The sequence below is a fragment of the Methylobacterium sp. Leaf108 genome, from assembly GCF_001423265.1.
GTDB lineage: Bacteria > Pseudomonadota > Alphaproteobacteria > Rhizobiales > Beijerinckiaceae > Methylobacterium.
Genome location: NZ_LMND01000033.1, coordinates 49,279 through 71,250 on the forward strand (window position 1 = coordinate 49,279; position 21,972 = coordinate 71,250).

The window sequence follows — 21,972 nt, forward strand, 5'->3', positions numbered from 1 at the left end:
ATTCAAGCGGCGAGCCGCACCCGGTCGGCGCGGTAGCTCGCCACGAGGATGTCGGGGATCGTGTCCTCGGAGGTAGCCGTGGGGGTCGTCCGCTCGACCCCTTGCGCGAATTCCCGCATCAGCGCGTCGGACAGGCCGTCGAGGATGGCGGCCACCGATCCGGGCGCGGCCACATCGGCGGCGGGGGCTGCGGTCGCCTCCAGGTCGGCGTAGTCCGGCGCCTTGGCGATCCGGGCCTGCGCGTCGCGCCATTCGGCATCGATCACCTCGGCCTCGATACGGGCCTTCTCCTCGGCCTGGGCGACCTCGCCCAGCGCCTTGGCCACGAGGCGGGCCTCGTCGCGGGCGGCTTCGGCCTCGTAGCGCGCCAGCAGCGCCACGATGCCGGACGCCTCGGCGAAGGGCATCGCCTCGCAGGCGGTGAGCGCCCGCTCGATCATCCGCCGCGACAGTGCCGCGTCCGAGATCTCGACGCGGCCGCGGCTGGCCTCCCGCCACGCCGAGAGGGCGCCGGAGAAGGCCGGCAGCAGCGCCTCCGGCAGGCCGGCGCGGCGATGGAGGGCGGTGAATCCCGCACCCGAGGAATCGAGCATCAGCCCGGCGACGCGGTTGCCGCCGAGGCCCGTGAGATCGCAAAGGGCCGCTTCCACGAAGGCCATCCGCCCCGACAGGATCGCCCGCAGGATCAGGCCGGCGTTGAGTTCGCCCTGGCGGCGCAGGTGCGTCACGAGGCGGGCGAGGTCGATGGGGTGGGCGTCGACGCTGAAGGTGAGGGTGGCGCGCTCGCGGGCCTCGCGGCTCGCGCGCTCCGAGCGCACCGGCGTCAGCCAGCCGGAATCCACCGCGAAAGCGGCGAGCGTCTCGGCGAGGCGGGCGGTGATCGCCTGGCGCACTTCGAGGGGCAGGTCCGGCCGGGCGAGCAGCGCCTCGCGCAAGGGCGCCGCGTCGCCGTGCCGGGCCACCATGCGCAGGAGGCTCCCGGTGGTGATCTCGGCCTCGTGGTTGGTCGCGAGCGCCACCAGGGACGGCACCTCCCCGAGTTCGGCCAGGGCGCCGGCCACCGCGTAGCTGAGGCGGTCGCGCGCGGCGATCGCCGAACGGACCGTCTCGCAGCCGATGGCGATGCCGTCGACGAGGTCGGCGTCGCTCAGTACCGGCGACCGCGCCAGCACCACCGCGGCGATGTCGGCCTGGTCGGAGGCCAGGGCGATGATGAGCGCGCGCGGCGCTTCGGACGCACTGGCGCAGGCCAGCGCCAGCGCCAGCCGAACCTGGCGCGAGGGATCGTCGAGGAGCCCGATTAGGGCGGTCCTGGCGTTCCAGGTCTGCTCCGCGTCGAGGCCGCCGTAGAGGAAGGCCCTGGCGAGATGCGTCGCCGCCTCCGCCCGCCGGGCCGTCGAATCGTCTTGGGTCCAGGCGAGGAACTGGCGGATGATCATGGACCGCTCCGGGTCGTGGAGAGGAAAGGAACGAGGCTGCCCGCCTGGCGGCTCGGCGGCACGACGAATTCGGCCGGGCGCGGCGGCGGCGCCGGTGCCCCGACGAGGGCGACGGAGACGGTCGAGACCCGTGCCGTCTCGGCCTGGACCGCGGTGGCGGCCGGCGCCGCCACCGTCTCGGTGCCGGTGCCGTCCGAGCGCGGGAAGTAGCTCGGCGCGCTGCGGGTCGCCTCGATGGTGCCGCGCGCCTGCCAGAGCTTGGCGACACCGTCCGAGACGGCGCCCTGGCGGCGGTCGGTCTGGAACATCGAGCGCAGGCCGCCGCCCTCGAGGGCGGCATAGGCGGTGGGGGCGCCGGGCAGGTCGGTGATCGTGGAGGCGGCCGGCCGTGCCGCCCCGGCCTGGCCCGTGGCCTGGGCGGTGCCCAGCAAGGCATAGAGTTCGGCGGCGCCGCGCGGCCGCCCGGTCCTGTCGTAGAACAGGGAGCGGTTGGCGGCCGCGGCCTCGGGCATGTCGAGGGCTGCGGCGCGGGCCGGGCTCGCCTGCGCCGTGCCGATGAGGGAGGCCGCCCCGCGCGCGCCGAGCACATGGGCGGCGTAGAGGTCGCCCGAGGTCGGCTCGCGCCCGAGGCTGGTGGTGAGGGCGTCGCGGTTGGCCTGGGTCAGGGCACCGGCCATGGTGGCGGCGATCCTGGGGTCGCGGCGCAGGTCGAGGATCGCCTGGCGGGCGGAGGCATCCGCCACCGCGAAGGTACCGTCGGCGCGCGCGGTGATGGCGTCGGCATAGGTGGCGAGGCCGAGCTTGGGTCCGGCGGTCTTCATGACGCCGAGCCAGGTCTGCTCGATGAACTGGAACAGGCCGGTGGCCGAGGAGGTCCCGGCCTTGGCCGAGGGATCGAGCCCGGATTCGCGCTTGGCGGTGGCCAGGAGATAGTCGAACCCCGTCCCCGAACTCTGCGCACCCTCGCGGATGGCGTCCACCACCGCGCCGCCGCCCGTCCCGGCCGTGGCGCGCGCACCGGCGTCCCGGCCGGTGCCGGTCTCCCTGGTGGTCGCGGTGGGCGTGGTGAACAGGTACATGCGCCGTCCGGGTGAGGGCGCCGCGCCGGATGGGACGCCGCGCCGGAGGGATGGCGTCGGCCCTCCCTCGGTCGCGCGATTTTGTCTTGCCTATGGTAAAGGAAGCTTGAAGGCGGCCCTACGCCGTTCACCCTTCCCGCAGGCCGGCGCCCGCCGATGCGAGCGATTCCCTCATGCGAGCGATTCTCCTGGGCGACGCAGGCCAGGACCGGTTCGGTCCCACCGGGGTGGACTGGCCCGCCGGGGTGGATTGGCTCGCGCCGGCTCCCACGCAGGACGGCGACGGCGGGGCCCCGATCGCGACCGGTGCCACCGGCCTCCTGCTACCGGTGCGCGACGGGCGTGACGTCGCGCGCCTCGGCGTCCGGCTGGCGGTCCATGAGGCGCGGGCCGGGCTCGGCGACGGGTCCATCCGGATCGTGGCGATGATCGCCGACGCCCGCGGCGTCCTCGGCCTGCCGAGCCTCGTCGGAGCCGGTCCGCGGCTGTCGGGCATCGCCTGGGACGCTGAGGCCCTTTGCGCCGAGATGGGGCTGCCGGCCTGTCGCGACGCGGCCGGCGGGCTCGTCGCGCCGCTCGCCCGGATCAGGGGGCTCGTGCGGATCGCGGCCGCCGCCGCCGGCATCGCGGCGATCGATACGGCCTGCCCCGACGATCTGGAACTGGCGGGCGATGTCGCCGCCGCCAGGGCCTATGGGTTCGCGGCCAAGATCGCGGCCCGACCCGGCCAGGTCGCGGCGATCACTGCCCCGCCCCAGGCGGACGCTTGAGTTCGAACCGGCTCTCGGGCGTGACCGTGAAGTAGTCGGTATGGCCGCCGCGCATGATCGGGCCCATGGCGGCGGTGTCGACCTGGCCGTCCCTGACGAAGGCGTCGTCGATGTAGACCGACACCACCTGCCCGATCACCATGAAGTGGCTGGCCTCGCCGCCCTCCAGGGGGACCAGCGGCACGGTGCGCACCCAGCGGCACTCGATCGCCGCCGGCGATTCGGCCACCCGCGGCGGCCTCACCTTTCGCGACGGGGCCGGGGTCAGGCCCGCGAAGGCGAACTCGCTGCGGCCGCGCTCCAGCGGCGCCGAGGTGGCGTTCATGGCATCGCGCAGGGCGTAGGTGGCGAGGCTGCACACGAACTCGCCGCCCTCCTCCGCGAAGGCCAGCGCGTCCTTGCGGCCGTAGGAGGAGAACATCACCATGTCCGGGTCGCTGGCGATGGCGTTGAAGTAGGAATAGGGGGCGAGGTTGAGCGCGCCCGCCTTGTCCATGGAACTGATCCAGCCGATCGGCCGCGGCGCGACGAGGGCCTTCAACGGGTTGTGGGGCAGGGTCCGGTCGGTCGAATCGTAGTGCATGCGGGCCTCGGGGCTCCCACGGAAACAGGGACTTCGTGTCGCGACGTGAATTCTGCTGGAAGTCCGGTGGCTCGAAGTCCTTCGTTTCGGTGGGGACCCTCAGAGCCGGGTGACGATCGAAGCCGGATCCGGCCTCGGCCGGTCGCTCGGGATCTCCGTGGGGTGTCCGATGTGGACGAAGCCGGCCATCCGCTCCTGCGGCGCCAGCCCGAGCGCATCGAGGACGCGCCGGTCGTAGGCGAACCATTCGGTGAGCCAGGCGGTGGCGAAACCGGCCGCATTGGCCGCCACCACGAGGTTCATGGTCGCCGCCCCTGCCGAGAGCACCTGCTCCCACTCCGGGATCTTGATGTGCGGCCCGGCCCGCGACACCACCGCCACGACGCAAGGGGCGTGCGACAGCCGTCTGCGTTCGAGCTCGAGGCGGCCGGCATCGGCCTGGGGATGGTCGGCGCCGTAGGCCTGGGCGATCACCTCCCCGATGCGCCCCCGCGCCTCACGCTCGATGACGATGAAGCGCCAGGGGGCGAGCTTGCCATGGTCGGGCACCCGCGCGGCGATGGCGAGGATGGCGTCGAGCGTCTCCTCGCTCGGACCCGGTTCGGCGAGGTTCACCGGGGGCACGGAGCGGCGGGTGCGCAGGAGGTCGAGGGTGGCGGTCATCGGGGCTCTTCGCGGCTGTCGGTCGTGGGCGGCCGCCTTCGGTCCCGCCCACGGTGCGACACCCCCTATAGGCGAAGCGGCCCATCCGCCGGAATGGAGGCGGACGCGGCAAAGGGTCCGGAAATACCCCCAGAAATGCCCCAAGCGATCCATGGATGCGGACGCGCGTCCACGCCGGCATCGGCTTTCGTCACGGAGCCGCCACGGTCGCGCGGCATGGCCGGTGGATGCGGGCTTTCGGGAGGCGTGGGATGAATGCGATGCGGCTGACCTGCCGTCGATCCGGACGGTGCGGTTCGATCCTCGCCGTGATCCTCACGATCGCCGGCCCGGCCCCGGTTCGGGCCGAGGAGCCCCCGGGCCGCAACCAGGGCCTGCCGACCCCGTCCATCACCGGCGGGCAACTGCCCCTCCCCTCCACCCAGGGCGAGACCGCCTTGAGTCTCACAGCGCTTCTCGCCGGGAGCGACCGGGCCCTGCGCTCGGGCCTCACCTGGCGCATCTACGAGGATCGCAGCGATGCCGGCCGGCCCGCCATCGTCGCCCGCTCCACCGACGCCGACCCGCGCTTCTCCCTCGCGCCGGGGGCCTACGTCGCCACCGTCACCTACGGCTTCGCCAGCGCCTCCAGGCGCATCGTCGTCTCCGGCGCCGCCATGACCGAGCAGGTGCGGATCAACGCCGGTGCCCTGCGGCTCTCGGGCGCCATCGGCGACGTGCGGATCGCGCCGGCCGACCTCGCCTTCTCGATCTTCGTGCCGATCGGGGCCAATTCCGAAGGGCGCCTGGTGCGCAGCGCCGTCAAGGCCGGCGACCTGATCCGCCTGCCGGAGGGGACCTATCACGTGGTCTCCACCTACGGGGAATCGAACGCGATCCAGCGGGCCGACCTCAAGGTCGACGTCGGCAAGGTCACCGACGCCACCCTCAACCACCGTGCCGCCACGGTGACCCTCAAGCTCGTGGCGGCACCCGGCGCCGAGGCCTTCGCCGGCACCGCCTTCAGCGTGCTGACCCCGGGCGGCGACACCATCCGCGAGGCGATCGGCGCCTTCCCGGCGGTGACGCTGGCGGAGGGCGACTACGTGCTGATCGCCCGCCACGACGGTCAGGTCTACACCCGCGAGTTCAAGGTCGAGAGCGGGCTGAACCGGGATATCGAGGTTCTGGCCAAGGCGGGGTAATAGCGGTCAGGATTGCACGAGCGTCGTGAAATCTGACCATTGTTCGATCCGAAAGGCACGGATGTCGCGTACCGACCGTGGAAACCAGGCAAGCGCTTTCAATACCGTGATCGCCGAGAAGAGGACCGCGAGATCCTCGTCGGAGCTGACGTAGAGACTTCCCTGAATCCACGCAAAACCGTAACGATCGAGCGTAGAACGGATATCGGCGTAGGCCTGCGGGACACCTTTGGGGTGATGGGCTTGGGTGTCGGCGACGACCAGATCGAAGGCGATGGCGAACATCAGCCTTCGATCGGATCGTCGAGGAGGTCCTTCAGGCGGTAGTCGACCTCTTCGTTCGTCTCGACGACCCGAACCCGCATGGCTGGATCACCCGCGGACGATGTCGTTCCGACACCGACGATTTCATAGACCGGGCCGATCTCCCCGAACCGGCGCCATGTGCCGATCAGGCTCTGCGGGGACGGGCGTGATTCGATCGCGGCTTGGCTCATGTCCGGAAGGTACCAAACGCGGCCCTGAAAGACGACATCGAACAGGGGCCCACGTCCAAACGTCGGCTCAGGGCGCCGGAGCCACCGCATGCCGCCCGTCGAGCGTCACGTCCTCGCTCGGCGCGCTCTCGGCGACGGCATTTGCCCGCCTGCGATCCGGCGAGGTCGCCTCCGCCACGAGGTCGGCCAGCGCCTGGTCGAGGCCCACGGTCCGGGTCTGCTGGCTGCCCATGCGGCGGATCGAGACGGTGCGCTCCTCGCCCTCCTTGCGGCCCACCACCAGCATCACCGGCACCTTGGCCAGCGAATGCTCGCGGACCTTGTAGTTGATCTTCTCGTTGCGCAGGTCCGCCTCCACCCGCATCCCCGCCCGGTCGAGGGCGGCGACGACCTCGCGGGCGTAGGGGTCGGCATCCTGGGTGATCGTGGCCACCACCACCTGGACCGGTGCGAGCCACAGCGGGAAATGCCCGGCGAAATGCTCGATCAGGATGCCGGTGAACCGCTCCAGCGAACCGCAGATGGCGCGGTGGACCATGACGGGCGCGGTCTTCTGGCTCTCGGCGTCGACGTAGAAGGCGCCGAACCGTTCGGGCAGGTTGAAGTCCACCTGCGTCGTGCCGCACTGCCAGTCGCGCCCGATGGCGTCGCGCAGGACGTATTCGAACTTCGGCCCGTAGAAGGCGCCCTCGCCCGGGTTGATCGACGTCTTGATCCGCCCGCCCGACTGCGCCTCGATCTGCGCCAGAACGCGGGTCATCACGTCTTCGGCGTGGTCCCACAGGGCGTCCGAGCCGACGCGCTTCTCGGGGCGTGTGGAAAGCTTCACGACGATGTCGCCGAAGCCGAAGTCGGCGTAGGTGGACAGGATCAGGTCGTTGATCGCCAGGCACTCGGCGGCGAGTTGGTCCTCGGTGCAGAAGATGTGCGCGTCGTCCTGCGTGAAGCCGCGCACCCGCATCAGGCCGTGCATGGCGCCGGACGCCTCGTAGCGGTGGACCACCCCGAACTCCGCCATGCGCAAGGGAAGGTCGCGGTAGGACTTCAGGCCGTGCTTGAAGATCATCACGTGGCCGGGGCAGTTCATCGGCTTCAGGGCGAACCAGCGCTTGTCCTCGGCCTCGTCCCCGGCCGATTGGGCCGCGAACATGTTCTCCCGGTACCAGTCCCAGTGGCCGGAGGTCTCCCACAGCGACTTGTCGAGGATCTGCGGGGCGTTGACCTCGGCGTAGTCGCCCTTCAGGCGCCGGCGCATGTAGGCGATGAGTTCCTGGAACACGGTCCAGCCCTTGGCGTGCCAGAACACGACGCCCGGCCCCTCCTCCTGGAAGTGGAACAGGTCCATCTCACGGCCCAGGCGCCGGTGGTCGCGGCGCTCGGCCTCCTCGAGCCGATGCAGGTAGGCGTCGAGGTCCTCCTTGGTGGCCCAGGCGGTGCCGTAGATGCGCGTCAGCATCGGGTTGTTGGAATCGCCGCGCCAGTAGGCGCCCGCGACCTTCATGAGCTTGAAGGCGGTGCCGACCTTGCCCGTGGAGGTCATGTGCGGGCCGCGGCACAGGTCGAACCACTCGCCCTGGCGGTAGATCTTGAGGTCGTCGCCGGGGGGGATCGCGTCGACGAGTTCGACCTTGTAGGCCTCGCCCTTCTCCGAGAACAGGTTGCGCACGTCCTCGCGGGTCCAGATCTCCTTCGTGAACGGCGCGTCGCGCGCGATGATCTCGCGCATCTTGGCCTCGATCTTGGGAAAGTCCTCCGGCGTGAATGGCTCGGGGCGCGAAAAGTCGTAGTAGAAACCGTTCTCGATCACCGGGCCGATGGTCACCTGCGTGTCCGGCCACAAAGCCTGCACGGCCTCGGCGAGCACGTGGGCGCAGTCGTGACGGATCAGCTCCAGGCTGCGCGGGTCGGTGCGGTCGAGGAACTCGATGCGCGCGTCGCGGTCGATGGGGTCGGCGAGGTCGCAGACCCTGCCGTCCAGCGCCATGGCGACGGTGCGCTTGGCCAGGCTCTTGGCGATGCCCTCGACCACGCTGCGCCCGGTGGTGCCGGCCTCGACGTCGCGCGTATTGCCGTCGGGGAATGTCAGGATGGGCATCGGTCAGGTCTCCTGTCGCTCACTCCTGCGAACGAGGCAGGTAAGCGGAATTTTTCGGCGGTCCCGCCAAGGGGGCGGGCCGTGCCCTTTAGACCGAAACCGGGCGGGACGAAATCACGGTGCCGCCGCCTTCACCCTCCCCAACGTGGTCACCATCGTCGCCACCGTGGCGACGCTGATGGCGACGGGCTTCTTCGTGAGGCGTCGCCTCGGGATGTATCCCATCGAGGCGGCGATCGTGAACGCCTGCCACAGCGGCCAGGGCGGCACCGGCGACGTCGCCATCCTCACCGCCGCCGACCGCATGGCGCTGATGCCCTTCGCCCAGATCGCCACGCGGATCGGGGGCGCGCTCACGGTGACCGGGGCGCTGGTCGCGTTGAGGGCATTCGGGGGGTGAGGGTTTGTGACGGGCAGGACGGTACTGCTCGTCAGATCAGCGAAGTGAACCATCCGACTGTACTTCGCCGTAGGGGACAAGCACGCTAACGGCCGTCGCCGTCCCTCGCCACCCCGTCTCCGGCCGATGGCGGCGGCGCCAGCACCCCGCGCCAGCGGCCATAGGCCCACGGCCGGTACCATGCGGCACGGCCCGGCAGGGTCTCCGGCACCAGGTCGATGCCGTGCGTCCCGAACGGCCCGCACCGGCAGATCCGTGAAAACCCGATCCAGCCGCCGGCCCAGAGCCCGTGTCGCTGGATCGCTTCGTCGGTGTAGGTGGAGCACGTCGGCCAATGGCGGCACTGGCGGCCGACGAGGCTCGACAGGGTGAGCTGGTAGCCCCGGATCGCCCAATGCGCGGCGCGGCGCATCGCTATCTCCCTGGCGTGGTGCGACGATATCGGAAAACCGGATTCCCCTTCATTCCGCATCGTGCTCTATTCGGCGGCCTGGCGGCGGGCCTCCACCCGGTCGAGCGCATCGACCACGGCGTCGAAGGTCAGCAAGGTCGAGGCGTGGCGGGCCTTGAAGTCGCGCACCGGCTCGAGGACGGCCAGATCCGCCCAGGCGCCCTCGGGCGCCGGGCCGTTCTCCTTGAGCATCCGCCGCATGGCGGTGCGGACCTCGCGCAGGGCCTCGGCCCGTTCGCCGACCACGTGGCGGGCCATGATCGAGGCCGAGGCCTGGCCCAGCGCGCAGGCCTTCACGTCGTGGGCGAAATCGGTGACGACGCCGTCGGCATCGACGGCGAGGTCGACGGTCACCGTCGAGCCGCACAGCTTCGAATGGGCGGTGGCGCTGGCGTCGGGCGCATCGAGCCGCCCGAGCCGGGGAATGTCGGCGGCGAGTTCGAGGATGCGGCGGTTGTAGATGTCGTCGAGCATGGCCTCGAACCCGTGTCCTGGCGGCGGAGCGCCCCGTCGTCGTGCCGGCCCGGTGCCGGGCGAGGCCGTATCTGCACCGACCGCATTGCGCGATCCGCCGAGAACGTCGATATAGTGGAGGGCGTGCCGTTTCGCGAGGATGCGGTTCGCCGATCCAGTGTCGCGCTCAACGCCATGAACCACCGCACCGTTCGGGCGTCGGCCGACCGCGAGACCGGTCGGGATGGTTCGACCGAGATGACCCGCCGATGTACGCAAAGCCCGACGCCACACCGATGACGTCCCGCATCGCGCGGGCGGGAGATGCCATGGATGCCGCGCTCAAGTCTCTCTCGTATCGCCTGAGCGAGACGCAGGGCGCCCCCGCTCCCGCCGCCAACGGCCACGACCGGCGCAACGACAACGCGCCCGCCCCCGTCGAGGTGGCCCCGCTGCCGGCTTCGGCCGAGCGAGTCCCCCCCGAGATCGCCATGGTCCGGCCGAGCCGCGAGGAGGCGGAGGCGGCGGTGCGGGTGCTGTTGCGCTGGGCCGGCGACGACCCGACCCGCGAGGGCCTGCTCGACACGCCGGCGCGCGTGGCGAAGGCCTACGAGCAGATCTTCTCCGGTTACCGCCAGGACGCGGAAGTACTGCTCGAGCGGGTGTTCGAGGAGGTCGAGGGCTATTCCGACATCGTGCTCGTGCGCGACATCCCGTTCTACTCCCATTGCGAGCACCACATGGTGCCGTTCATGGGGCTGGCCCACGTCGCCTACTACCCGAGCAAGGGCGTGGTCGGCCTCTCCAAGCTCGCCCGCGTGGTCGACACCTTCGCCAAGCGCCTGCAGACGCAGGAGACCATGACCGCCCAGATCGCCGACGTGATCGAGAGCATCCTCAAGCCCCGCGGCATCGCCATCATGGTGGAGGCCGAGCACCTGTGCATGGCCATGCGTGGCGTCCAGAAGGCGGGCGTCTCCACCATCACCACCCAGTTCCGCGGCCTGTTCAAGGGCGATGCCAACGAGCAGGTCCGCTTCCTGACCCTCGTGCGCAACAAGTCCTGAGGCGGCACCGGCCGAAGCGATGACCGTTTCCGCCCCCGGTTCGCGCACCGAGATCGAGGAAGGCGCGGCCTTCACGCCGCGCTTCGACGCGCAGGGCCTGATCGCCTGCATCGCCGTGGATGCCGGCGACGGCCGCGTGCTGATGATGGCGCATATGAACGCCGAGTCCCTCGCCCTCACCCTGAAGACCGGGCAGGCCTGGTACTGGTCGCGCTCGCGCGGCGAACTCTGGCACAAGGGCGCCACCAGCGGCCAGGTCCAGACGGTGGTGTCGATGCGGGTCGATTGCGACCAGGACACCCTCCTGATCACGGTGAATGTCGGGGGCGACGGCGGTTGCTGCCACACCGGGCGGCGCGACTGCTTCTACCGGACGGTTTCGGTCGATCCCAGGACCGGGCTCGCGAGCCTCGAGACCGCGCGGTGAGCTGGGATGGCGTGTCCCAGAGCGCGTTCGCCCGGGGCCGCGACCGTTTTCCGGACGGTGCCGTCGAGCCGGTGGCGGAGCGGGCGCCGCGCGGGCCCCGGATCGGGCTCGCGCTCGGCGGCGGCTCGGCCAGGGGCTGGTCGCACATCGGCGTGATCGAGGCGCTGGAGGAGGCCGGCATCCACCCGGAGGTCGTGGCCGGCTGCTCCATCGGTGCGGTGGTGGGCGGGTGCTACGCCGCCGGCAAGCTCCCCGTCCTGAAGGATTTCGCCCTGTCGCTGACGCGGCGCGGCGTGATGGGGCTCATCGACGTGCGCTTCGGCTCCGGGCTGATCGCCGGGGACCGCCTGAGACGGCGGCTCCAGCGCGATCTCGGCGAGCGCCGCATCGAGCAGCTGCCGGTTCGCTTCGCCAGCGTCGCCACCGAACTCGGCACCGGCGAGGAGGTCTGGCTGAGACGCGGCTCCCTGGTGGAGGCGATGCGCGCCTCCTACGCCCTGCCCGGCATCTTTCCGCCCGTGCGCCTCGAGGCGCGCCTCCTCATGGACGGCACCCTGGTGAATCCGGTGCCGGTGACGGTCGCCCGCGCGCTGGGGGCCGATCTCGTCATCTGCGTGAACCTCAACGGCGAGGCCTGCCCCGAGCCCGTCGCCGTCGATCCGCCCGCGACGCTCGTGTCCGAGGCCGGCGATACCGTCGCCCTCCATCGCGGCTGGGCGATCCTGCGCGGAATGCGCGGGGCGGGCCGCCGCATCGCCGGCCGGCGCCGACGCCCGGCCCGGGAGCCCGGCGCCCCGGGCATGGCCCGGGTGATGCTGGACGCCTTCAACATCACCCAGGACCGCATCTCGCGGGCGCGCCTGGCCAGCGACCCGCCCGACATCGCGGTCCAGCCGCGCATCGGCGGGATGGGGCTGTTCGAGTTCCATCGGGCCGAGGAGGCCATCGCCCTCGGCCGCGAGGCGGCCAGGGCCGCCCTCCCCCAGATCCGCGCGATGATGGTCTGCGCGGCGTCGCGGGTGTGATCCTCGATCTCAGCCTACACCGATCGATCCCGCCACTTGCGCCGTCTCCCGGGCCGCCCGCAGGATGACCGCCGCCACGGTCTCCGGCGCCTCCTCGTGGGCGAGGTGGCCGAGGTTGCGCAGGAGTTCGACCCTGGCGCCGGGAATGCGCCGCTGCACGGCGAAAGCGGTCTCGGGCGAGACCGCCCTGTCGTCGCCGCCCACCACCAGCAGGGTCGGGACGGAAAGGCGCGGCAGGTCGCGGTCGAGGGCGGCCAGATCCCAGTTCGCCATCATCCCGAGCGCCCCGGCGACATGACCGGGAAAGCGCAGCAGGCGGCGGTAGAGGGCGAGGCCGTGGGCGTCGAGCTTCGAGCCGGTGCCGCGCATCAGGCGCTCCACCGCCGCGGTGTCGGCGCTCCAGGCGAAGATCTTCGGGGTGACGGGGTTGAGGAACAGCACCTTGGCGAGACTCGGGAACAGCACCGAGGCGAGGCCGGGGAAGGGCATCAGCGCACCGTTGAGGGCGACGAGGAGGTCCGGCCTGGCGCCGCCCTCGAGGCTCATCCGCGCCAGGATCGCGGCGCCGGCCGAATGCCCCACCGCGATCCGGGGCGCGACATCGAGGTGGCGCAGGAGCCCGGCGAGCGCCGCTGACATGCCGGGCAGGGACAGCCGGCCCGGCGGCAGCGGGTCGGTGAATCCGTGGCCCGGCAGGTCGAGGGCGAGCACCCGGAAGTCGGCGGCCAGGAGGGGCGCCAGCGCGCGCCAGGAATGGGTGGCCGCGCCGGTGCCGTGGACGAGGAGCAGGGCCGGCGCGTCGGGTCGGCCCATCTCCTGGATGTGCCACACGAGGCCGGCGGCCTCGACGAAGCGGCTCGCGGCGCGGTTGGGCCAGTCGCCCCCGTCGCGCTCCCACTGGGGACGGTCGCTGCGGCTCGTCATCGCGTCTCCTGCGACAGCGCCTTGACGGCGCCGCTCACCTGGCTCGCGTCGGCATAGGGCAGCGCGAGGTAGCGGGCGTCCATGGCCGCGGCCAGGCGCCGGGCCACGTCCTGGGGTCGGGGGGCGGTGTCGATGAAGATCGCGCGGATGCCGGTGGCCCGCAGCGCCGCGGCCGCCTTCAGCGCGTCGGCGCCGGCCTGCGCCCGGCCGGCCTCGCCGACGCGGTCGATGTTGGCGCGCCCGTCGGTGAGGATCACCACCACCGGGGTGCCCCCGCCGCGGCGCACGCCCAGCGCCACCTGCATGGCGATGTCGAGGCCGCTGGCGAGCGGCGTGCCGCCGCCGCCGGGCAGGGCCGAGAGGCCGCGCTTGGCCCGCACCAGCGAGCGCGTCGGCGGCAAGACCAGTTCGGCGCTGCGCCCGCGGAACGCCACCAGGGCGACCTTGTCGCGGCGGATGTAGGCCTCGGCCAGGAGCAGCTCGACGGCGCCCTTGGCCTCGGCCAGCCGCTCCAGGGCGGCCGAGCCGGAGGCGTCCACGGCGAAGATCGTGGTGGTCTCGGTGCGCTGCTTGAAGCGGGCGATGCGCACGTCCTGCGGGCGCACCACGAGGCGCCGCCCTTCGCGCCCGCGCATCCGCTGCCAGGGGGCGGCCGCGCGCAGGGTCTCGATGAGGTCGAGGCGGCCGCTGCGCGCGTCGCCGGGCCGGCTGCCGGCCGGGCGGCCGCTGCGGGAGGAGGCCGCCGCCGCGCCGATCCGGCCGGCCCGCGGCACCTTGGGCCTGAGCCCGCCCTCCGCGAGCTGCGCCAGCAGGCCCGGGGGGATCGCGGCCCGCGCCGCTTCGACCACGCGGTCCTCGAGCTCGGATGCGGTCCGCTCGGCGTCGGTCTCCGGCGCGGGCTGCGGCTCCTGCGGCGGGCCGTCCGCGCCCTCCTCGTCGGGTTCCTGGGCGTCGGATTCTTCGGCCTCCTCCGGCGCCGTGGGCGGCAGCCGGGTCGCGCGCGGGCCGAGCACCAGCCGCGCCGCTTCGATCGTGTCGGCCTCGTCCACGGTGGAGCGTCCATCGAGGCCGGCGGCGATCCGGGCGACGCGGGCGGCCAGCAGCGGGCCGCGCAGGGACAGGACGCCGAGCGCGGCCGACGCCTGGCACAGGGCCGTCACTGCGTCCTCCCCCAGCACCGCCGCGCCCATCGGGGGACGGGGGAGCTGATCCGCGTCAGCCTCGACGTCCCTGACCGACAGATCGGTGAGGTCGATCCAGAAGGCGAGCCGTTCGGCGAGCACCGGGGGGGCTCGCTCCTCCTCGCCGATGCCCTCGTCGAGGAGGACCAGTCCGAACCGGGCCGGCCGGCTCTCGGCGAGCCCGTCGCGCTCCACCCGGACGAGTCCGGTGTCGAGGGCGGCGGCCAGGCGCGCCGCCGTGCCGGGGCTGAGGCGCTCGGCCATGGGCACGACGACGATGCCGCCGTCGGCGTCCGCGAGCAGGCCCCGTTGCGCCACCGGCCGCCCGGCGGCCAGGGTCGCGGCGAGGTCGAGGCCGCCGATCAGGCGATCGTCGGCGATGGTGCCCGGCATCTTTCGCCATGGCGCGGCCTTCGGCATGGCCGCGTGGAGGGCGGCGAGCCAGGCGTCGCGCACCGGTCCCGCGCCGGCGCGCACCAGGACACCGCCGCAGCCGTGGGGATCGTTCGCCACGAGACGGGCGATGCGCAGGGCGTCGCGCCACAGGGCCGCCGCATGGAACCCGCCCTCCCCCGCAGAGGGTGGAGGGTCCGCCGGCACCGTGTTCAAAGCGAAAAGACCTCGGCCACCGCCCGCGCCACGCGCGCGGTCGAGCCGGATTCGTCCAGCGGGTTGCGGCGCAGGCGGTGGCGCAGGGCGGCCGGGGCGATGCGGACGAGATGGTCGCGGTCCACCGTCCGGGCCCCCTCGAAGGCGGCCAAAGCCCGGGCCGTGCGCATCAGGGTGAGCTCGCCGCGCAGGCCGTCGGTGCCGAGCGCGAGGCAGAGCCGGGCGGCATCCTCCAGGGTCGCATCGGGCACCTCGAGGCTCGGCAGGCGCGCGCGGGCGGCGGTGAGGTCGGCTTGGATGGCGCGGTCGGCGGCCTCGTAGGCCGCGCAGAACCCGGCCGGATCGCGCTCGAAGGCGTCGCGGCGGCGCACCACGTCGATGCGGGTGGGCAGGTCGGTGGGGGTGGTGACCTCGACGGCGAGGCCGAACCGGTCGAGGAGCTGGGGCCGCAGTTCCCCCTCCTCCGGGTTGCCGCTCCCGACCAGCACGAACCGCGCCGGGTGGCGCACGCTCAGGCCCTCGCGCTCGACGGTGTTGATGCCGGAGGCGGCGACGTCGAGGAGGAGGTCGACGAGGTGGTCGTCGAGGAGGTTGACCTCGTCGATGTAGAGGAAGCCGCGGTTGGCCCGCGCCAGCAGACCCGGCTCGAACGCCTTCTCGCCGTGCGCCAGGGCGCGTTCGAGATCGAGGGCGCCGACCACCCGGTCCTCGGTGGCGCCCAGCGGCAGGTCCACCACCGGCACCGGCACGAGGTGGGACCGGCGCTCGCCCTGGCGCGCGGCGCAATGCGGGCATGGGTCGGGGCTCTGGGCGGGATCGCAGCCGTAGGGGCAACCGACCACCGCCCTCATCTTGGGCAGCAGCGCGGCCAGCCCCCGGATCGCCGTGGACTTGCCGGTGCCGCGGTCCCCGAACACGAGGACGCCGCCGACGGAGGGGTCCACGGCGGCGATCAGCAGCGCCCGCTTCATCTCGTCCTGGGCGACGATGGCGGAGAAGGGAAAGGTGGTCACGCGGGGGCACGCTTTCGTCATGGTCGGTACAGGGAATCGCACGAAGCGCGAACTCCCCTTCCCCGCGGCTGGGGAAGGTGGCCCGCGGAGCGGGTCGGATGAGGGTGGCTCCTCTCGCGGGAGGGTGCCCTCACTCCCCCATGCTCCGCAAGCGCCCAAACGCGCGCAGGCGAGCGGATGCACACAGGCCGCCGATGGCGCACCCGACCGGTCCCGGACGGCGCGGTTCCCTCCCCTGACGGCGAGGGAACACGAAAGCGGATCCCGCGACCGTTCAGTCGGTGGCGCCGAATTCCCCGACGTGCCGCCGCGGCGAGCGTCTCACTCCGCCGCCGCCCGCTCCACGCCCATGCGGCCCCAGATCGAGGTGAGCGCGCCGACGAGGTGGTCGATGTCGGCGTCCGAATGCAGCGGCGAGGGCGTGATCCGCAGGCGCTCGGTGCCGCGCGGCACGGTGGGGTAGTTGATCGGCTGCACGTAGATGCCGAACTCGTCGAGCAGCGTGTCCGAGATCGCCTTGCACAGGACGGGATCGCCGACCATCACCGGCACGATGTGGCTGTCGTTGGGGAGGTAGGGGATGTCGGCCGCGTCGAGGCGGGCGCGGACCTGTGCGACCCGCTCCTGATGCCGGATGCGCTCGACGTTGCTGCCCTTGAGGTGCCGGATGCTGGCGGCCGCACCCGCCGCGACGGCCGGCGGCAGCGAGGTGGTGAAGATGAAGCCCGAGGCGAAGCTGCGCACGAAGTCGCACAGTTTCTCGGAACCGGTGATGTAGCCGCCATGCACCGCGAAGGCCTTGCCGAGGGTGCCCTCGATGACGTCGAGGCGGTGGGCGAGGCCCTCGCGCTCGGAGATGCCGCCGCCGCGATTCCCGTAGAGGCCGACCGCATGGACCTCGTCGAGGTAGGTGAGCGCGCCGTGGGCTTCCGCCACGTCGCAGATCTCGGCGATGGGGGCGATGTCGCCATCCATGGAATAGACCGACTCGAAGGCCACGAGCTTGGGGCGCGAGGGATCGATCAGCCGCAGCTTGCGGTCGAGGTCTTCGGGATCGTTGTGGCGGAAAATGTGGCGCTCGGCGCGGCTCGCCTTGATGCCCTCGATCATGGAGGCGTGGTTGCCCTCGTCGGAGAGCACGACGCAGCCCGGCAGCTTGCCGGCGAGCGTGCCCAGCGCCGCCCAGTTCGAGACGTAGCCGGAGGTGAAGAGGAGGGCCGATTCCTTCTGGTGAAGGTCGGCCAGTTCCTGCTCCAGGAGCACATGGTAGTGGTTGGTGCCCGAGATGTTGCGAGTGCCGCCAGCACCCGCGCCGCAGCGGTCGAGGGCATCGTGCATGGCGTCGAGCACGACCGGGTTCTGGCCCATGCCGAGATAGTCGTTCGAGCACCACACCGTCACCGGGCGCTGGCCGCCGGGCGTGTGGTGGGTGGCATGGGGGAAACGGCCGTTGTGGCGTTCGAGATCGGTGAAGACGCGGTAGCGGCCCTCGCGATGGAGACCGGCCAATGCGTCACCGAAGAATGCCTCGTAATCCATGGGCGTCCCCTTTCCCTGTCATCCGACGTTCTGTGCGGCTCGTGACAACCTAGCTTGACACTCGAAGTGACAATAATTCTAGACACGAAATTTGCCAGCACTTTTTTTCGGCCCTCGCCGACTCTTCGCGGGAGGGGGGGAACGATGGGGTATGGCGGGGGCACGCCGCGCCTGCGCACCGTGGGCTCCGAACGCAAGATTCCGAACGTAAGATCAGGTCGTCGGATGCGGTCGATGCCCGCCTCCCCGTCATCCCGGGGCTGTGCAGCACAACCGGGAATCCATGAGTGCCGCCGCCGACCGAAGAGCTGTCGGCGACTCCGGGTTCCGGGTTCACCTGCGGCGCCCCGGTATGACCGAGGCTGGCCGTGACCGTGGGGATCGTCGTCTCGGTTGTGTGTCGCGACCTCGGTGCGCCGAGCGACCGCCGCCGTCGAGATCCCCGCGTCAGCTTTGGACCGAATCGAATCGGCTTCGCCGGAACGGGCCGTCTCGACGATGCCGCCCCTTGAGCCCTAAAGCGCCTTGCCGTCGTGCCAGACGCAGTTGGAGGCGAGGATGCCGAGGTTCACGTCGGACTTGGCCGGCTGCGGCAGGGTCTTGCCGTCCATGGCGAGGTCGATCTTGATCTCGACCTGGCCCTTCTGCTCGTTGGTCCGGCGCGAGAAGTAGCAGTACTGCTGGAAGGGCGCGTCCTCGTTGGCCTTGAAGTTCCAGCCGGTGACGATCTGCCCGTCCATGTAGGGCACCTGCTTGAACACCGTGAAGCTGGTGTTCACCGTGGCCTTCGAGGCCGGGGCGGCGTCGGCGCCGAGCTGCGCCTTGGTCGGCGTCGGCGTCGCCGCGGCCCTGGGGAGCCCGCCCTCGAGCTTCAGAGTGTTGTCGGTGAGCGTGACCTCGCCCTTGGTCTTGATGGTGACGTCGGACAGCGCCGTCTGCATCGCGGCGGCGATCTTCTCGGCGGCCGAATCGAACTGGTTCATCGTCGCGTAGCCGTAGAAGCTGGCGCCCAGGCCCGCCCCCGCCAGCAGACAGAAGGCGCCCGCCCCGAGGGAGCGGAACAGGAAGGCGCGCGCGGCGGTCATCCGCGCCTCCGCCCTGAGGCGGCCGTTGACGCTCTGGGCGAGGACGACGTTCTCGGGCGTCCCTTGCGCGTGCAGGCTCATGCGCCCGCTCCCGCGCTGGCCGGGACCGCCGTCGGCGCGCTCGCCGCCGGCCTGCGGTCGATCGGGATCACCGCGCCGCCGGCCGCCGCCTCGCGGGCGGCGGCGGCATCACGGGCCGCCGCGGGCTTGGGCTGCTGCAGCCCCATCTCCTCGCGGATCGCGTCGGTGATCGAATCGAGCATGTAGGGCGTGGCCGCCGGGTCGACGGTGGCACCGAGGTCGTCCTCGTCCATGAAGGTCTTGCGCACCGAGACCGAGCACAGGGCGAGGATCGTCGAGGCGAAGGCGGCGCAGAGCGCAGGCACGAACACGAAGATGCGCAGGAAGGCGTGGACCTGCGCGTCGGTGACGTCGATGGGGTCGACGCCGTAGACCATGGCGGTGAAGGAGTGCAGCTGCGAGCGGTTGACCGCGTTGCGATAGGCCTGCTCGGCGTCCGCCACCTTGCGGTCGGCCGCACCCCGGTCGAGCTCGGCCCGCGCCTTGCGGGCGTCCTCGAGGGACTTCACGACGAGGCCGCGGTCGGCGCCGGCCTTGGCGACGCTGGCGTTCAGCGTGGCGGTGCGCGGATCGGTGACGCACTTCAGGTTGGAGTAGCGCTGGCCGCGGCTGTTGGTGCCGGAGATCCGCTCGCACCGCTGGGCGGGAAGGCCCGCGAGCTGGGTGGCGTTCTCGGTGGCCCGCTTCTCGATCTGGTCGAGCTCGGTGGTGTATTGCGCGACCCGGGCGTCGGCGGCGCCGATGCGGCCGTCGATGGTGCTGCGGTCGGCCTGGGCGTCCTTGAGGGCGGTCTTGGCCTTGGCCGCATCCATGAGGCGGGGGTGGAACATCATCTCGCCGAGCTGGGACACCGACTTCGTCGTCACGCCCGCCGCGAAGACGATGCCGATGATGGCCAGCACCCGCACGACGAACGAGCGCTGCGTCCGCGCCAGGATGCCCAGCGGCACGCGGCACAGCTCCACCGCCGCATAGACCAGCGGCGCCAGCAGCATGAAGTAGAAGGCGCGCGGATCACCGTCGCTGTAGTAGCCCGCGAACAGCCAGGCGCCCCACAGGGACGCCCCGATGACCATCGCCTCCACGAGGTAGGCGATGCCGACGTAGCCCCACTTGATGCGGTAGCCCTTTTCCACGTGGCGCTCGTGACGCCACTGGTCCGACTCGCGGATCCAGGCACGGCGCTCGCGCTGGACGTCCCTGCTCGGGGGGGTTCTCGGCATGGGGCACTCTGGTTTCGATACGCGACGGAGGCGGGTTTAACATCCGGTTAAGCAGCCGCGTTATGCGGCTATTGTGCCGTTTTTGGGCCAGCCCGCGGTCCAATCGTCGGCCTGCGGTTCCCGACGGGCCGGGATGGCCGTCGCGGAAGGCTTGCGTCCCGCATCCGCCTCGCGCAAAGCCGCGCTCGGGCGGCGCGGCCGTGGCCGGCATCGCTCCGGCCGCTCGCGGCCCGAGGACGCCACGCTCGCGGCGGCCGAGAACGGAGCCGGACTGCGATGACCGACGTCCACGCCGGCTCCTACAAGGAAGCCATCATCTTCCTCGTCACCGCCGGCGTGGTGGTGCCCCTGTTCCACCGGCTGCGCATCAGCCCGGTCCTCGGTTTCATCGGGGCGGGGGCGCTGCTGGGGCCGTTCGGCCTCGGGCGGCTGGCCGACGGCCTGCCCTGGATCGGCTACGTCACCATCGGCAACCGGGACCAGATCGCGCATCTGGCCGAGTTCGGCGTCATCTTCCTGATGTTCATGATCGGGGTGGAACTGTCCTGGGAGCGCCTGCGCACCCTGCGCCGCCTGGTGTTCGGGCTCGGCTCGGTGCAGGTCATCGCCTCGTCGCTGGTGATCGCGGCCTGCCTGCGCGCGGTCGAGGTGCCGTTCGGCGCCGCCCTCATCGTCGGCCTGGCGCTGGCCCTGTCCTCCACCGCGGTGGTGCTGCCGGTTCTCGCCGAACAGAAGCGCCTCAACACGCCGGCCGGCCGCGCCAGCTTCGCCGTGCTGCTGTTCCAGGACCTCGCGGTGGCGCCGATGCTGTTCGCGGTGGCGGTGCTGGGCATGAAGGAGGGCGGCAACGTCGGCTCGGCCCTGGCCATCGCCCTGGGCCAGGCCGCGATCGCCCTCCTCGTCATCGTCGTGGCCGGCCGCCTCGCCCTGCGTCCGCTGTTCCAGCTCGTGGCGCGCACGCGCTCGCCGGAGCTGTTCATGGCGGCCTGCCTGCTGGTCATCGTCGCCACCGCGCTCACGGCGGCGGCGAGCGGCCTGTCGATGACGCTGGGCGCCTTCATCGCCGGGCTGCTGCTCGCCGAGACCGAGTACCGCCGGGCGATCGAGGCGACGATCGACCCGTTCAAGGGCCTCCTCCTCGGGGTGTTCTTCGTGTCGGTGGGCATGGGGCTCGACCCCGCCCTGCTGGTGTCGGCACCCAAGACGATCATCGGGCTCGCCCTGTGCCTCCTGGCGATCAAGGCGGCCGTGATCGTGGCGGCGGCGCCGTTCTTCCGGGTGACGCGGGCGGTGGCGCTGGAGGCGGCGCTTCTGCTCGGCCCGGGCGGCGAATTCGCCTTCGTGCTGATCGGCGGCGCCATCGCCGGCGGCCTGGTGCCCGAGCCGGTCGGCCAGGCGGCGCTGATCGTCACCACCGTGACGATGATCGCGATCCCCGGCCTCGCGGTGGTGGCGCGCCGGCTCGGGCGGCGGCTGTCGTCGGCCCGCCTCGGCCGGGCCCGGGCCGAACCGCTTCCGGCCAAGCTGCAGAACCGGGTCATCATCGCCGGCTACGGCCGGGTCGGCCGCCTCGTCGGCGAGATGCTGGCCCGCCACAAGATCCCGTACCTCGCCCTCGACGCCGACGCCGCCCGGGTCTCGGAACAGCGGCGCCTGGGCAACCCGGTCTACTTCGGCGATTCCGCCAATCCCGAGCTGCTGCGCCGCTGCGACATCGCCTCGGCGCGGGCGCTGGTCGTCACCCTCGACAACCCGCAGGCGGTGGAGGCGGTGGTGGAGGCCGCCCGGGCCGAGCGGCGCGACATCACCATCGTGGCGCGGGCGCGCGACGCCCGCCATGCCGCCGCCCTCTACGAACTCGGGGTCGACGACGCCGTGCCCGAGACCATCGAGGCCTCGCTCCAGCTCTCCGAGGCGGTGCTCGTGGATGTCGGCGTGCCGATGGGCCTCGTGATCGCCTCGATCCACGAGCGCCGCGACGAGTACCGCGCCATGCTCAAGCGCAAGGAGACCGAGGTGCGCCCCGCCTTTCGCGCCCGCCGCACCGTCGGAAAGGGAACGCCGCCCGAGGAGGCCCCGGTCGCCAAGGCGCCGTGACGGGAGGGCCTCATCCCATTCCCGGTTGATCACTTCGTGATGCGGGACATGGGCTTCGCTCAGGCGCCGCGCGGGCTCGGTGATACG

At 71.9% G+C, this 21,972-nt stretch carries 21 protein-coding genes and 1 pseudogene; 7 read left to right on the top strand and 15 right to left on the bottom strand.

All coding sequences use genetic code 11. The annotated features are described in order from the left end of the window. Positions 1-2 precede the first annotated feature (2 nt). Both ASF39_RS17405 and ASF39_RS17410 read right to left on the bottom strand, forming a co-directional pair. Positions 3-1,439, bottom strand: coding sequence for a DUF2336 domain-containing protein (locus ASF39_RS17405; RefSeq protein ID WP_056286228.1), 1,437 nt, complete (start codon positions 1,437-1,439; stop codon positions 3-5). Further along, positions 1,436-2,518, bottom strand: coding sequence for a hypothetical protein (locus ASF39_RS17410; RefSeq protein WP_056286230.1), 1,083 nt, complete (start codon positions 2,516-2,518; stop codon positions 1,436-1,438). Before ASF39_RS17410 ends, ASF39_RS17405 begins: the two co-directional genes overlap by 4 nt. 173 nt (positions 2,519-2,691) lie before the next feature. Here ASF39_RS17410 and ASF39_RS17415 point away from each other — a divergent pair, with 173 nt between their 5' ends. Continuing rightward, positions 2,692-3,288, top strand: a complete 597-nt coding sequence (locus ASF39_RS17415) for an aldolase/citrate lyase family protein (RefSeq protein ID WP_056286233.1) — start codon at positions 2,692-2,694, stop codon at positions 3,286-3,288. On the opposite strand, the gene ASF39_RS17420 is transcribed toward ASF39_RS17415, so the two are convergent. Beyond that, positions 3,260-3,871: a flavin reductase family protein gene (locus ASF39_RS17420; RefSeq protein ID WP_055888424.1), complete on the bottom strand. Its 612-nt coding sequence runs from the start codon at positions 3,869-3,871 to the stop codon at positions 3,260-3,262. The two genes, ASF39_RS17415 and ASF39_RS17420, sit on opposite strands and share 29 nt — an antisense overlap. Before the next feature lie 99 nt (positions 3,872-3,970). After that, on the bottom strand, positions 3,971-4,534 hold the full coding sequence (locus ASF39_RS17425) for a nitroreductase (RefSeq protein ID WP_056286238.1): 564 nt from the start codon (positions 4,532-4,534) through the stop codon (positions 3,971-3,973). A gap of 308 nt (positions 4,535-4,842) precedes the next feature. On the opposite strand from ASF39_RS17425, the gene ASF39_RS17430 reads away from it, so the two are divergent. Then, a complete protein-coding gene (locus tag ASF39_RS17430; RefSeq protein ID WP_244472457.1) occupies positions 4,843-5,718 on the top strand; it encodes a hypothetical protein in 876 nt (291 codons plus the stop codon). Positions 5,719-5,724: 6 nt separating this feature from the next. Here ASF39_RS17430 and ASF39_RS17435 read toward each other — a convergent pair whose 3' ends face one another. The 3 genes from ASF39_RS17435 to thrS form a co-directional block, all read right to left on the bottom strand. Further along, on the bottom strand, positions 5,725-6,003 hold the full coding sequence (locus ASF39_RS17435) for a virulence factor (protein ID WP_056286240.1): 279 nt from the start codon (positions 6,001-6,003) through the stop codon (positions 5,725-5,727). Next, a complete protein-coding gene (locus tag ASF39_RS17440) occupies positions 6,003-6,215 on the bottom strand; it encodes a DUF5397 family protein (protein ID WP_055888540.1) in 213 nt (70 codons plus the stop codon). Before ASF39_RS17440 ends, ASF39_RS17435 begins: the two co-directional genes overlap by 1 nt. Before the next feature lie 67 nt (positions 6,216-6,282). Continuing rightward, positions 6,283-8,310: a threonine--tRNA ligase gene (thrS, locus tag ASF39_RS17445; RefSeq protein WP_056286244.1), complete on the bottom strand. Its 2,028-nt coding sequence runs from the start codon at positions 8,308-8,310 to the stop codon at positions 6,283-6,285. 124 nt (positions 8,311-8,434) lie between these two features. Here thrS and ASF39_RS17450 point away from each other — a divergent pair. Further along, positions 8,435-8,710: pseudogene (locus ASF39_RS17450) on the top strand (2-hydroxycarboxylate transporter family protein); the annotation flags it as partial. Positions 8,711-8,795: 85 nt separating this feature from the next. Here the strand turns inward: ASF39_RS17450 and yidD are convergent. Together yidD and ASF39_RS17460 are read right to left on the bottom strand one after the other, a co-directional pair. Then, on the bottom strand, positions 8,796-9,122 hold the full coding sequence (gene yidD / locus ASF39_RS17455) for a membrane protein insertion efficiency factor YidD (RefSeq protein WP_056286250.1): 327 nt from the start codon (positions 9,120-9,122) through the stop codon (positions 8,796-8,798). Between the two features lie 66 nt (positions 9,123-9,188). After that, positions 9,189-9,635 (bottom strand): iron-sulfur cluster assembly scaffold protein, encoded by a 447-nt coding sequence (locus ASF39_RS17460; protein ID WP_056286256.1) that lies wholly within the window; start codon positions 9,633-9,635, stop codon positions 9,189-9,191. Positions 9,636-9,883: 248 nt separating this feature from the next. On the opposite strand from ASF39_RS17460, the gene folE reads away from it, so the two are divergent. The 3 genes from folE to ASF39_RS17475 are packed head-to-tail and all read left to right on the top strand — an operon-like array spanning position 9,884 to position 12,133. Beyond that, positions 9,884-10,681, top strand: a complete 798-nt coding sequence (gene folE, locus ASF39_RS17465) for a GTP cyclohydrolase I FolE (protein WP_056286259.1) — start codon at positions 9,884-9,886, stop codon at positions 10,679-10,681. Between the two features lie 19 nt (positions 10,682-10,700). After that, on the top strand, positions 10,701-11,108 hold the full coding sequence (gene hisI, locus ASF39_RS17470) for a phosphoribosyl-AMP cyclohydrolase (protein ID WP_056286262.1): 408 nt from the start codon (positions 10,701-10,703) through the stop codon (positions 11,106-11,108). A gap of 11 nt (positions 11,109-11,119) precedes the next feature. Continuing rightward, positions 11,120-12,133, top strand: a complete 1,014-nt coding sequence (locus ASF39_RS17475) for a patatin-like phospholipase family protein (protein ID WP_056286473.1) — start codon at positions 11,120-11,122, stop codon at positions 12,131-12,133. A 9-nt stretch (positions 12,134-12,142) separates the two neighbouring features. On the opposite strand, the gene bchO is transcribed toward ASF39_RS17475, so the two are convergent. The 6 genes from bchO to ASF39_RS17505 all read right to left on the bottom strand — a co-directional run bounded on the left by bchO (position 12,143) and on the right by ASF39_RS17505 (position 19,788). Further along, entirely contained in the window at positions 12,143-13,057 is a 915-nt protein-coding gene (gene bchO, locus ASF39_RS17480; protein ID WP_056286264.1) for an alpha/beta fold hydrolase BchO, read from the bottom strand. Beyond that, entirely contained in the window at positions 13,054-14,838 is a 1,785-nt protein-coding gene (locus ASF39_RS17485) for a magnesium chelatase subunit D (RefSeq protein ID WP_056286476.1), read from the bottom strand. Before ASF39_RS17485 ends, bchO begins: the two co-directional genes overlap by 4 nt. Before the next feature lie 5 nt (positions 14,839-14,843). Further along, positions 14,844-15,860, bottom strand: coding sequence for a magnesium chelatase ATPase subunit I (gene bchI / locus ASF39_RS22475; RefSeq protein WP_244472459.1), 1,017 nt, complete (start codon positions 15,858-15,860; stop codon positions 14,844-14,846). A gap of 321 nt (positions 15,861-16,181) precedes the next feature. Further along, complete coding sequence (gene hemA / locus ASF39_RS17495) at positions 16,182-17,399, bottom strand: 5-aminolevulinate synthase (protein WP_056286269.1); 1,218 nt, start codon at positions 17,397-17,399, stop codon at positions 16,182-16,184. Positions 17,400-17,914: 515 nt separating this feature from the next. After that, positions 17,915-18,565, bottom strand: coding sequence for a hypothetical protein (locus tag ASF39_RS17500; RefSeq protein ID WP_055888396.1), 651 nt, complete (start codon positions 18,563-18,565; stop codon positions 17,915-17,917). Continuing rightward, positions 18,562-19,788, bottom strand: coding sequence for a hypothetical protein (locus ASF39_RS17505; protein WP_056286273.1), 1,227 nt, complete (start codon positions 19,786-19,788; stop codon positions 18,562-18,564). The genes ASF39_RS17500 and ASF39_RS17505 overlap by 4 nt, the downstream gene beginning before the upstream one ends. Before the next feature lie 276 nt (positions 19,789-20,064). Between ASF39_RS17505 and ASF39_RS17510 the strand changes: the two genes are divergently transcribed. Further along, a complete protein-coding gene (locus tag ASF39_RS17510) occupies positions 20,065-21,885 on the top strand; it encodes a cation:proton antiporter (protein WP_056286276.1) in 1,821 nt (606 codons plus the stop codon). The last annotated feature ends 87 nt before the right edge of the window (positions 21,886-21,972 follow it).